Origin of the sequence: Sorangium sp. So ce362 (assembly GCF_051519845.1) — a bacterium.
Taxonomy (GTDB): Bacteria; Myxococcota_A; Polyangia; order Polyangiales; family Polyangiaceae; genus Sorangium.
This window is the reverse complement of the sequence record NZ_CP150332.1, coordinates 10,381,165-10,392,452: the sequence shown is the minus strand read 5'-3', so window position 1 is coordinate 10,392,452 and position 11,288 is coordinate 10,381,165. Positions and strand designations below refer to the sequence as shown.

Here is an 11,288-nt window from a genome sequence, read left to right as displayed (position 1 = left end):
GAGAGCGCGGGCGCTCGATTGGTTCCGGCGCGTGGATTCGAACCACGATTAGGGGATTCAAAGTCCCCCGTCCTGCCCTTGAACGACGCCGGAGTGCCGCGGATCGGAGCTGACCGCCGCGCGGCGCGCACCTTAGCGCGAGTCGCGCAGAATGGCACCCGTCCCGACCGACGAGCCGGGTGCGCGGCCCGGACGGCCGCCGCCACGCGCGGCGTCCCCCTCGGACCGACCTCGCCGCAGGCGGAACTGCCCGCGCTCACGGCGACCCACGGGCGCCGGCTTCGCGCCGGCCGGAGGAGCCTTCTCCGTCCCCTGCGGCGGCAGCGCTGGCGCATCGGCGCCCCCTTCCAAGGCCGCGCGGGCGCCCTCGGGCACCGCGGTTACCGGGGTTGGCCCGGGCGCCGCGGCAGAAGGGGCCGCGGCGCGGGCCGCCCCGGCGAGCTCCGGGGCAGGCAGGAAGGCCTCGGCGGCGGCCGCCGCGACGCCCTGGGCGACGCCGAGGCGCGCCGCCGGCGCGACCGCGGCTCTCGAGGGCGCGGTCGCGGGGGCGAGCGCGCTCAGCACCGAGAGGCCCAGCACGAGCACGCTCGCCGCGCTGCCCGCAGCGAGCGAGACCGCGCTGCGAGAGGCGCGGGCGCGCCGCGCGAGCCGCGACCAGGTGCCCGACGCGCGCCCGCGCGGCGCCTGGTCCGCGTCACGCCCGCCGCGCGCCGGCCCGGACCCGAGCTGCGCGGCGCCAGGCACCGGAGCCCCGGGGCTCGGGAGCGTGTCGGGCGGAAACGAGGGGACCGCCGGGAAACACGAGGGGATCTCGAGCGAAATCGGCGGCGGAGGGGTCTCGTGCCGCGCCGCCGCCTCGGCCAGCGGGAACGGGCCGAGGGGGAAGGCGTCCGCGCGCTCGTCGCGAGGCCTCGCAGGGCCGCCCCGGTGGTGGCGCGGCGCGACCGACCGGAGATCGTCGGGGGTCAACGCGAAGCTGAGCGGGCCGGTGGACTCGGGCCCCTCGCTCGCGGCGGAGACGGCGGGCACCTCGTGGGGCGGGGGCGGCTGGGAGATGGTCCAGCCGAGCGCCTTCACCTCGCCGGCGGCCGTCCAGCACTCGAGGCCCTCGCGCCACACGCGCGTGCTGTGGGCGAGCTCCCCCACCTCCAGCGCGCGCCACAGCGCGACCGTGCTCATCGCCTCGAGCCAGCCGCCGTGGTCGACACACCAGGGCCTCGACTCCGTCGGCTCCTCCACCACGAGGCTCGGGTGCGAGCTGAACGGCATCGTGGGCGCGTTGCAGAGGCTCTGATGCTCCTGTCTGCGCCCCTCCGCGCCGCTCGGCGCCGGCACCCCGTCGCAAAGCCCCTCCACCTTGTACGCCGCGCTCGGGCCCATCGCTGTCTCCCTAGCGAGCCGCGGCGATTCACCCGATACTTCCGGGTCCACCTCCGCTGCTCTCGTGCGTCGGTAGCGGATGCTGGGGAGGTGGGCCAAGAAAGTGCGGGATCGGGCCGGGCGCCCGGGCCCGCCGCGGCGGGCCGCGTCGACTGCGCGGCCCGCCGCCTTCCGTCAGAGATCCGTGTAGCTGTCCGAGAACATCGCGCGCTGGCCGAGGAAGCTGATCTCGAGCATGCCGCCGACATCCGTCTCGCCGGTCGAGCGCCGGATCACGCTGAGCGCCGGCATCAGCCGGATGAGCCCGCGGTACTTCGTCCCTTCCGGCGCGCGCGCCAGCGTCACGTAGACCGGGGCACGCAGGCTGATGCGCACGTCGGCGGGCGCGTCGTCGTTGAGCGCGACCGCGACCCGCGTGCCGAACGCCGCGCGGAACGTGGCGCCCGCTGCCTTGTCGACGAGCCCGGCGTGCGCCGCGACGGTGAGCTCCTGGCTCTGCCTCGGCGCGCCGAGCACCTCGCGCTTGCAGCGCGAGGCCGGGGCGAAGGTTGTCGACTGGGTGACCGGATCGAGGCCGCGGACGACGTCGCCCGCGGGCTCGCACCACTCGAGCGTGTCGGTCGACGCGCTCCAGCGCGACGCGAACGCGATCTGCCCCTCGATCGTCGGGGCGAGCTTCTTCCCGCCGTCGCCGACGTAGACGGCCGCGGCGCCGACGCTCCAGGGCACGGCGGTGAGCTCGCGCGGCTCGTAGGTCGGCGGCAGGCTCGTGTCGCGCCGCTCGGGGCCCGGGCCGAGATAGCTGAACCGGGTGCGGCCGACCGCGCCGCCGACGTAGAGGACCAGCGGCGGATACGCCGAGCTGCCCTCGCCCTCGAAGTCAAGGCGCGCGAACGAGGCCGACAGGCGAAGGCTCCCGATCGGCGCCTGGGCCGTCTCGTCGGGGTTCGAGAGGCCGATCAGCGTGGCCAGCCCGTCCTCGGTGGCGACCTCGGCCTCGAGCACGGTGCTCACGTCCCACGCCGTCGGATCGGTCACCTCGCCGAAGCCGGCCAGCACCCCGAAGCCGACCCGCGCGACCGCCGCGCCCCCGGAGCTGCCCGTGACCTCGGCAGGCACGAGATAGACGAGCTCGCGGCCCGTGTCGGCCGGCGCGATGGGCGAGATGGGCGCGCCGGCGGCGGGCGAGACGGGCGAGATGGGCGCGCCGGCGGCGGGCGAGACGGGCGAGATCGGCGCGATGGCGCGGCCCGGCTGCGCGGGCGCCGGGGCCGCGCCGGCGTCCGGCGACGGGGCCGCGGGCGCGCTCGGGGCGGCGGCGGGCGGGGCGGGCGGCGCGGGGGCGACAGGCGCCGTGGGGACGGGCGGGGCGACCGTCGGCGCCGGCGCCGACGGCTGCGCCACGCCCTGGGCGCGCGCGGGCGCCGCCAGCGAGAGCGAGAGAGACAGCAGCGCTGCGGTGCGCTGGAGCAGCAGGGATGTCCTCATGGCGCCACCGTGAACTTGAACGTGAGGGCCTCGGCGCCGGTCGACGTGTCGTATTCCGCGCGGGTGCTCTGGTTCGTCTTGGGGTCGAAGGCGAAGATCTGGAACTTGCCGCTGCCGTTCCGGATCCTGAAGCGGAATACGTAGTTACCCGGCTCCAGATCGAACTCGGGGAAGACCGTGTTGCGGATCGAGAACGGCCGCACGCCGGCCGGATCCCCGGCGGGCGCGGGGTCCTCGAACAGGTAGCCGACGGCGCTGAGGTGGTACTCGTCGCTGTGAAGCTTGAGCTTGATCCTCTTCATGAGGAGAGCGATCCTCTCACACGCGCGCGGCACGGTACAGCGCTGCGATACTGGCGTGCTGCGACAGCGTCATCGAGACAGCAACGTCTGATGTGCTGAAGCGCCGCGGCCGGGAACTCGAGGCATGGCGCGTCACCGCCGCCCTCGCCGGCGCGGCGGCCTCCTACGTCGCCCAGAGCACGGAGAGATCGAGCTCGATGGCATCGAACGGCTCGGCGCGAACGCGCGCGGCGTCGCGGTGGACCACCGCGGGCCCCCAGCGACGATCCTGGCCGAGCACGTACACCTCGAGCGTCCGCGCGATCGGGTCGACAAGCCACGCGTGCCGCACCCCCTCACGCGCATAGACGGGCATCTTCGCGTCGCGGTCGACGCCCTCCGTGGATGCGCTCAGGACCTCGCAGATCCAGTCCGGAGCGAGCGAGAAATAGGCCGTTTCGGGCAGCTCTGGCATGCGTTCGCGGCGCCAGCCGGCGAGGTCGGGCACGAGCGCGTCGATCGCGCCAGGCGCCGCGGGGTCGGGGAAGTGCAGCTCGGGTTCGACCAGGATGAGCCAGCCGCCAGGCCCGTCGCGCCCGCGGTCGAACGGGCCGAAGAGCTCCCCCTGCAGCGCGCTCTCGGCCCTGGAGTGCCGCGGCGCCGGCCGCGGGAACACGTGCAGGGTGCCGCGGATGAGCTCCGCCACCCTGTTCGGCGGCACGGCTTCCAGGTCGGCGTACGTGGCGCGGCGCTGCTTCTCGGCGGGCTGGCCCATGACCGGAGCCTGCCCGGAGGCGTGCGGCGGGGCAAGGCGGTGAGCCCCGGCGGCGCGCCGGCCGGGGCGTTCATCGGCGCAGGGCCACGACCGCGATCGCCAGGACCAGCGCGAACGCGTCAAGGCCCGGCGGTGAGATGCGGTCCACCTCGGGACGCGCGTCCGAGGCGACCGTCTCGAGGCCCGGATTGGGCGGCGCGATGCAGGCGATACCGGGACGCGGCGGCGTGAGGCTCGCGGCGGCGCCGGGGCACGGCGGAGCGATGATCTCCGGGGAGACAATGGGCTGCCGCGGGGAGACAACGGGCCGTAGCGGGGAGACAACGGGCCGTAGCGCGGCCGGTTCCTGGTGGCGGGTGTTCGTCAACCACGTGGCGGACGACCATTCCCGTCGCGCAACCGTGCGCACCAGCGCCGCCCGGGACGAATCGATGCACGCGCATCGCGATCTACCCGCCGACGTTGCTCTTGACGCTCAAGCCACGCCCAGAAAAAATGCGCGTCGTCACGTCGCGGGTCGCGACTGGGGCAGGGCTTCCGTCATGTCAATCGGCATCCACGGCAAGCTCTGTCTGCTGCTCTACGCCTGTGCGCTCGTCGTTGTTCCGGCGTCGGCGCACGCACTCGAGTTCAGCGGCGGAGTGAGCGTGGGCGGGATCCAGGTCGGGTTCGAACCCAGGCTCGCGGTGAGCCCCTTCGCCGGATGGGTCTGGCGCGGCGAGGGGGACTTCCGGCTCGAAGTCCACAACATGCTCAGCATCGTTCCAGGGGCAGGTGTAGGGGTCTACGATCGAACGGCAGTCACTCTTGGGTACGCCACGAAGACAACGACCATCAGCCTCGGGCCGTCCCTGGCGATCTACTCGATGCCGGTGTGCGGTGCCGTGATCTGCGACCGCGTGGTGGGGACTGCCCCATGCGGCCGCGCCCAGTCCGATTGATACTTCTCCGGGCCCTCGGGCGTGTCCACCAGCGTCCATGTGGACTGGGCTGGCGGCAGCAGTCGCGTTCTTCCTGGAAGTCTGGTCGTGATGGTGACCACTGGACCCATTTGAAAGTTCGAAGTAAGCCGAGATGAGCAAGCTATTTGTCGTTCTGTGCTTCGGTCTCGCCGCGTGCAATTACGATGTAGGAGAGTGCTATGTTCGAGGTCATGGAAACGAAGGTGCCGGCGGCGGCATCATCACTCCGATTGGAGGGGTCGGGGGCTTCGGGTATGTGCCGCTGGAGCCGCAAAATCACACGGGATTCGATGGGGATCCGTGCTCACAAACGGTGGAATGTACGGTCGCGTGGACGGCCGGCTCGGCTGCCTGCAACAACCAGGGCGCGGCAGGTAGCTGCACGACGCGGTACCAGGGCGAGCACGCGAGTCTGGACGAGGCCAAGGATCGGTGTGAAGAAGCTTCTGGGGTTGGAAGGGGCTCCGGCGCGCAGTCGTGCGGCTCGTGTCGGTGGGTGACGAGCTCAAGCTCGACCAGCAGCTCTTGTTGGCAGCATTGCGAAGAAATCAAGTGCATCAAAAGGTGTAAGGACTAGAGCAATGAGTACTCACGCAGCCACCAGAGCGCTAAAGCGCACCCTCGAAATGACGCTGCCCGGCTCGAACGACGTACACGACGTCGTTGTTCGCATCGGGCTTCCAGAGCCCGATCCCCTTCCGGGCGGAGACTTCCGTGCGCTGGTTGAGATCAGTGGATTCGACGAGCCGTACTCTCGCCACTCTTACGGTGTCGACGAACTGCAGGCGTTTCTCGCAGCATGCTGGATCGTGCCGCCAATCCTCGCCACGCTTGCCCCCGCCGGAGCCAAGTTGAGATGGCTTGGCGACGATGACCTCGGGTTCGGGACGTCCGCTGCAACTCCCTGAAAGAGCGCCGAAATTTGCGGCGGCGAAATCGGCGTAGCGATCGCGTGGGGAGCAGAGATCGCATTCAATCGCTCGTTAGCTGGCGCGGGATGGCCACCAAGAAGACATCCTCGAAGGACGCGCACCACGCCACGCTCGATGATGAGGACGAGCACGCGACCCATGCGCTCGAGCTCCTCGCTGGCAAGATCGGCGAGCATGCAAAGGAGCTCGCGACCGCGGCGAAGGACGTCCGCAACGCCGAAGGACGGCGGACGCGAGCGCGCCGTCACCGCCGCACGATGAACATCGCCGCGAAATACCCGTCCGTGCCGTGCACGTGCGGCAGCAGGCGGAACGCGTCCCCGCCGCCCGAAAGCTCCCGCGCGATCTCCGCGTCGAACGGCGCCGGCTCGAGCCGGACGCCGAGGTCGTCCTCCGCCGGGGCCGCGAGCCGCGTCGCCACGGCCTCGCACTCCTCGCGCAGCACGCTGCACACGGCGAACACGAGCCGGCCGCCGTCCCGGGCGCGCGTCGCGGCGCGTCGCGCGATCGCGACCTGGAGATCCGCGAGGCGCGGAAGGTCGTCCGCGTCGCGCCGGAGCGCGATCTCCGGGCGCCGCCGCAGCGTGCCGACCCCGGAGCAGGGGGCGTCGACGAGCACCCGGTCGTAGCCCTCGGGGACGTCGCCCGCGCCCACCGTCCAGTCCACGGCGTAGGTCTCGCGGACGAACGCAGCGGCCCGCTCCAGCCCGCCAGGCGCGCCGGCCTGCGCCCCGCTGGGCTGCGCATCGAGGGCCGGCGCATCGCCCACCTGCGCATCGCGGGCCTGCGCATCGCCCACCTGCGCGCCGGCGCCCTCCGCGCTCGCCGGCGGCGCGCTCAGCGTCGCGCGGAGCTGCGAGAGCTTCGCGGGATACAGGTCCGCCGCGTCCACGGCGCCCCCGGGGAGCACCGCGCGCGACAGGATCCACGACTTGTTGCCCCGGCCGGCGCAGGCGTCGAGCACCCGCTCGCCAGGGCGCGCGCCGAGCGCGAGCGCGAGCGCCTGCGCCCCCTCCTCCTGGCCGATCCACGCCGCGCCGAAGCCGGGGAGCCGCCGGAGATCGCCCGCGCCGCGCGCGACGATGGCGGCCGGCGAGACGCGCCCCGCCTCGAACGACGCGGCGGGCGCGGCGCCCCGCAGCGCCTCGAGCCACGCGTCGCGGTCCTCGCCGGGCGCAAGGCAAAGGCCGGTCGGCGGCGGCACCGGGCCGGCCGACAGGAACGCCTCGGCCGCCGCGCGGCCGAGCGAGCGGCGCAGGGCCCCCCGCAGCCACCCCGGCGCCGACGCGACCACCGCACCCGCGAGCGGCGGGCGACCGCCGGCCTCCATCGCCGCGGCGAGCCTGCGCAGCACGGCGTTCGCGAACGCGCCGACGCGCGGCCCGCCGGCCGCCTGGGCGCCGTCCACCGCCTCGGAGACGGCCGCGAACGGGGGGACTCGATCGAGGAAGCACAGCGAGTACGCGCCCATCAGCACGTGCGCGCGCACCAGCGGATCCGTCGTCCAGCGGCTCTTCGCGGCGAACTCGGCGATCCGCGCCTCGAGCGCCACCTGCGCGCGCAGGACGCCGTAGACGAGCTCGGTCGCGAGGCCCACGTCCCGCGGATCGAGCGCCGGGGCGCGGCGCAGCTCGGCGTCGAGGGCCGCCGAGGCGAACGCGTCCGAGGCCCACACCCGCGCGAGCACGCGCGCCGCGACCGCGCGCGGCGCGCTCTCCCTCGGGCGCTGCGCGGCGCCGCCGCCGTCACGCCCGTCCCCTTTTGTCCGGTCAGTCAACGAGCTCCTTGAACTGCCCCTGGATCACGTCCCAGCGGCGCTCGACGTCATTCTTGAAGGCGATGCCCATCAGGCCGATGAGCACAACGAGCCCGACCAGGCTCGCGATCTCGCGGACGCGCAGCGGCAGCGGGCGCCGCAGCACGGCCTCGAACGTGAAGAACAGGAGATGACCGCCGTCGAGCACGGGAATGGGCAGCAGGTTGATGAGCCCCAGGTTGATCGAGATGACCGCCATCGCCCAGACGAAATAGCTGACGCCCTTCGCGCCCTCCTCGCCGATGACGTCGTACACCGTGATGGGGCCGCCCAGCGTGGAGATGCTGACCTTGCCCTCCATGATGCGGACGATCCCGACCACGATGAACCGGATGACGTCGTACGTCTCGTCGACGGCGCTCTCCAGGGCGAACCGGAACGCGGACGGGCTCTCGACATAAGGCTCGGCCACCATCGGCGACCAGTTCGACGCGCGCAGGTAGAAGCGCGGGCGATGCTGGCCGTACTCGTCGACCCAGTCCTCGCGCCGGAGCTCGATGGTGCCGCTCTTGCGCTGGCCCGAGCGCTGCCACGTGATGACGTGCGGCCGATCGGGCGCCGCGAACAGCAGCTCGACGAACGTCGACCAGGCGGTGACCTCGACCCCGTCGACCTCGGTGATGCGATCGCCCGGCCGGAGCTCGGCGTCCCACTCGGCCGAGCCCTGGGGCACCTCGGCGACGTAGAGATCGGCCGGCTCGATGCCGGTCCGCGCGAGCAGGTCGCCGTGGCCGGCCTCCGGGGTCAGCGCGGCGACGCCCGACTCGTAGACGGCGAGCTCGGCCAGCCCGCCGAGCGCGCGCGACACAGGGACCGGGCGCAGGTACGTGACCGGCACCGTGGCGCCGCGGTTGTCCTCGAGCGCGCGCTCCACGTCGCCGAAGGTCTTCACGGGCGTGCCGCGCACCTCCGTCACCACGTCGAACGTGCGCAGCCCGGCGCGGAACGCCGGCGAGTCGGGCCGCGAGACGCCGACCACGGCGGCTGGGCGGCTCGGCTTGATGCCGATCTCACCCACCCGGTCGACGATCTCGAGCGGCTTCTGGACGACCTTCTCCTCCGGGACGACCGTGACCTCGACGTGCTCCTTGTTGCGGAACACCTTGAGCCGGAGCTCCTGGTTCGGGCTCTTGGTGACGATGCGGTGGAGCTCGGCGAAGGTGCTGACGCGCTCGCCGTCCACCTCGAGGATGCGATCGCCCGGGAGGAGCCGGCCCTCGGCCGGGTGCCCCGGCAGGACCACGCCGACCGTCGGCGGGACGAAGCGGGTCTCCCCGATGAAGACGGCGAAGTAGAGGAGCACCGGGAAGAGCACGTTCATCGCCGGGCCGGCCATGACGATGATCACGCGCTTCCAGAGCGCCTGGGACTCGAAGGTGCGCTTGCGATCCTCGGGGAGCACGGCCTCCTGCCGGTTCTCCTCGAGCATCTTCACGAAGCCGCCGAGGGGCAGGAGCGCGATGCAGTACTCCGTCTCCCGGCCCCGCAGGCGCAGCACCCGGGGGCCGAAGCCGATCGAGAAGGTGAGGACCTTCACACCGAAGATCTTCGCGCACACGAAGTGGCCGAGCTCGTGCACGAAAATGAGCACGGAGCAGAGCAGCGCGAAATACAGGAGGTCCACGGCGGCGGTTGTCTTTACGCGAGGCCGGGCGCGGTGACCACTGGCCACTGGAGGCAGACCGGGGCGGGGCGCGCTCCGGCGTGGAGGGCCGGCTCAGGGGAGCGACGACCTCGGCTGGCCGCCGTCGGCGCCGCTCGCGCGGGCGCGCGCCCGGATGACCCGGTGCCGGGCGCGGCGGAGCTGGACCTCGGCCGCCTCCTCCTCGGCGCGGAAGCGATCCTCGAGCGCCGCGAGGAGCTCGTCCGATCAGGGCTCGCGTCGGCGAGGTGGCCGATGCGCGAGCGCAACGACCCGCCCCGCGCGCCGTCCCGCTGCTGTGCACGAGCCCACAGGCACCTGCAATTTCGCCTCGTGGCGAAATGCCACAGAGCACAGAAGTGAGTCATCGCGTGCCCCGGAGGGCCGCGAGCTCGGCGCATCCGTGATATCTCACCGATGGAAATCGGCCGGGCGCCGAAGCTGCGAGCGGACGCCCGCGGCGGAAGGTCTCCTGGCCGATTCTCGCGATGTGCCCCCATACGAACTGCGAGGTCCCATCATGAAGCACACGATTGAGCACGACCTGAACGACGGCGAGGCGAAGGTGGCCACCGAACGAGCGATCGCGCAATACCGAGAGCGGTACGCGGAGTTCGAGCCCTTCCTCGTGTGGCGCGACGAGAAGCGCGCCGAGCTCGGCTTCTCGGTGAAGGGGGTCAAGCTGAAAGGCAGCATGGAGCTCCGCCCCGGCGCCGTGGACGTCGATCTCGACGTGCCGTTCCTCCTGCGCCCCTTCAAGGGAGTGGCGATCGCCGCCATCGATAAAGAGGTTCGCCACTTCATCGGAGAGGCGCACAAGGAACGGGCGGAACGGGGACAGGGAGCCGGCAAAACGGCCTAGCGAGCGGCCTGCTCCGCCGTGGACATGACCGCGGGCCGGCGCTACCTTGCGGGGACAGGTTTGACTTCGCCGGCCGAAGCACGCCCCGCGATATGACTCACTCCAGTGCTCGGCCGGCAGGGGCTGTCTCCTCGACGCGCTCTCTCGCCGCCGCGCTCACGGGGTGAGCGGCCTCACGGCCGTCAGCTTGCGCGAGGCGAGCACGACGTGGATCTCCGTGATGCGGCCGCGCGCGTCGACGTCGCAGCGGAGGACGTACCTCGGAGCCAGCCTGTCCGCGCCGGCCCGGCGCTCGAGGACGAGCGCCGGGAGGCCGTTGAGGAGGCGGATGTCGTGACGGGGCTCTCCGCCGCCCTCGTGCCGCAGCAGGCCGATGAAGAGCCGCGCGACCCGGTTCGGGCCGGCGACGATCCGGCGCGCCGCCTTGTACTCGCCGTCCGCGTCGTTGAGGACGCGGACGCCCTCGCTGAGCAGGGCCTCGACGGCGGGGATGTCCTGCGTCGCCAGGGCCTGCAGGAAGCGCATGAGCGCCGCGCCCGACCGCTCGACGAGCTCGGGCGAGGGGCGGCAGCGCTCGCGCTCGTACGGCTCGAGCGCGCGGCGGGCGCGGTGGTGCGTCGTCTTCACGCTGGCCTCCGACAGGCCGAGCGCGTCGGCGGTCTCCTGCACCGAGTAGTCGAAGACGTCGCGGAGCAGGAGCACGGCGCGCTGCCGCGGGGTGAGCGCCTCGAGCGCGATCAGGAAGGCGAAGGACGCGCTCTCGAGGAGATCGTAGCGGCCCTCGGTGCCGTCCTCGCCAGGGATCTCGAACGACGGCGGCTCGGGCTCCGCCTCGATCGGCGAGGGGAGCCACGGGCCGTCGTAGGCGCAGCGCTTGCGGCGCCGGAGGGCGTCGCGGCCGAGGTTGAGCGCGACGCGCGCGAGCCACGGGCGCACAGGCTCGTCCGTGCGCGCGGGCGGGCGCTCCAGCGCGCGGACGAACGTCTCCTGCACGATGTCGTCCGCGTCGGCGGCGCTGCCGGTGAGCCGGTAGGAGAGCGCCCAGAGGAAGCGCTCGTGCTCGCGGTAGCTCGCGGCGACGAAGCTCGGGGGAGGGGCGAGCGCCGCGCCGGGGGCCGAGGAGGCGGAGGAGGCCGTGGAGCTGCTCATG

General features: G+C 72.7%; 10 protein-coding genes and 1 tRNA gene. 3 read left to right on the top strand and 8 right to left on the bottom strand.

What is annotated here, in order from left to right:
- Positions 1 to 19 precede the first annotated feature (19 nt).
- The 5 genes from WMF17_RS39960 to WMF17_RS39940 all read right to left on the bottom strand — a co-directional run bounded on the left by WMF17_RS39960 (position 20) and on the right by WMF17_RS39940 (position 3,924).
- A tRNA-Gln gene (locus WMF17_RS39960) sits at positions 20 to 93 on the bottom strand.
- Positions 94 to 132: 39 nt separating this feature from the next.
- Entirely contained in the window at positions 133 to 1,380 is a 1,248-nt protein-coding gene (locus WMF17_RS39955) for a hypothetical protein (RefSeq protein ID WP_437646360.1), read from the bottom strand.
- Positions 1,381 to 1,554: 174 nt separating this feature from the next.
- Positions 1,555 to 2,868 carry a hypothetical protein gene (locus WMF17_RS39950; RefSeq protein ID WP_437646358.1) on the bottom strand — a complete coding sequence of 438 codons (1,314 nt, stop codon included), beginning with the start codon at positions 2,866 to 2,868 and terminating at the stop codon, positions 1,555 to 1,557.
- Entirely contained in the window at positions 2,865 to 3,170 is a 306-nt protein-coding gene (locus WMF17_RS39945; protein WP_437576254.1) for a hypothetical protein, read from the bottom strand. The genes WMF17_RS39950 and WMF17_RS39945 overlap by 4 nt, the downstream gene beginning before the upstream one ends.
- Positions 3,171 to 3,333: 163 nt before the next feature.
- Positions 3,334 to 3,924: a Uma2 family endonuclease gene (locus tag WMF17_RS39940; RefSeq protein WP_437646356.1), complete on the bottom strand. Its 591-nt coding sequence runs from the start codon at positions 3,922 to 3,924 to the stop codon at positions 3,334 to 3,336.
- Positions 3,925 to 4,280: 356 nt separating this feature from the next.
- Here WMF17_RS39940 and WMF17_RS39935 point away from each other — a divergent pair, with 356 nt between their 5' ends.
- Both WMF17_RS39935 and WMF17_RS39930 read left to right on the top strand, forming a co-directional pair.
- The gene (locus WMF17_RS39935; RefSeq protein ID WP_437646354.1) at positions 4,281 to 4,865 is read left to right on the top strand and encodes a hypothetical protein; all 585 of its coding nucleotides are present in this window, start codon (positions 4,281 to 4,283) and stop codon (positions 4,863 to 4,865) included.
- A gap of 602 nt (positions 4,866 to 5,467) precedes the next feature.
- Positions 5,468 to 5,794 carry a DUF6968 family protein gene (locus WMF17_RS39930; protein WP_437646352.1) on the top strand — a complete coding sequence of 109 codons (327 nt, stop codon included), beginning with the start codon at positions 5,468 to 5,470 and terminating at the stop codon, positions 5,792 to 5,794.
- A 268-nt stretch (positions 5,795 to 6,062) separates the two neighbouring features.
- Here the strand turns inward: WMF17_RS39930 and WMF17_RS39925 are convergent, their stop codons facing one another.
- Both WMF17_RS39925 and rseP read right to left on the bottom strand, forming a co-directional pair.
- A complete protein-coding gene (locus WMF17_RS39925) occupies positions 6,063 to 7,595 on the bottom strand; it encodes an RsmB/NOP family class I SAM-dependent RNA methyltransferase (RefSeq protein WP_437646350.1) in 1,533 nt (510 codons plus the stop codon).
- On the bottom strand, positions 7,588 to 9,258 hold the full coding sequence (rseP, locus tag WMF17_RS39920) for an RIP metalloprotease RseP (RefSeq protein WP_437598695.1): 1,671 nt from the start codon (positions 9,256 to 9,258) through the stop codon (positions 7,588 to 7,590). Before rseP ends, WMF17_RS39925 begins: the two co-directional genes overlap by 8 nt.
- 538 nt (positions 9,259 to 9,796) lie before the next feature.
- Here rseP and WMF17_RS39915 point away from each other — a divergent pair.
- On the top strand, positions 9,797 to 10,138 hold the full coding sequence (locus tag WMF17_RS39915; protein ID WP_437598694.1) for a polyhydroxyalkanoic acid system family protein: 342 nt from the start codon (positions 9,797 to 9,799) through the stop codon (positions 10,136 to 10,138).
- A 156-nt stretch (positions 10,139 to 10,294) separates the two neighbouring features.
- Here the strand turns inward: WMF17_RS39915 and WMF17_RS39910 are convergent, their stop codons facing one another.
- Positions 10,295 to 11,287 carry a sigma-70 family RNA polymerase sigma factor gene (locus WMF17_RS39910; RefSeq protein WP_437646349.1) on the bottom strand — a complete coding sequence of 331 codons (993 nt, stop codon included), beginning with the start codon at positions 11,285 to 11,287 and terminating at the stop codon, positions 10,295 to 10,297.
- Position 11,288 lies beyond the last annotated feature (1 nt).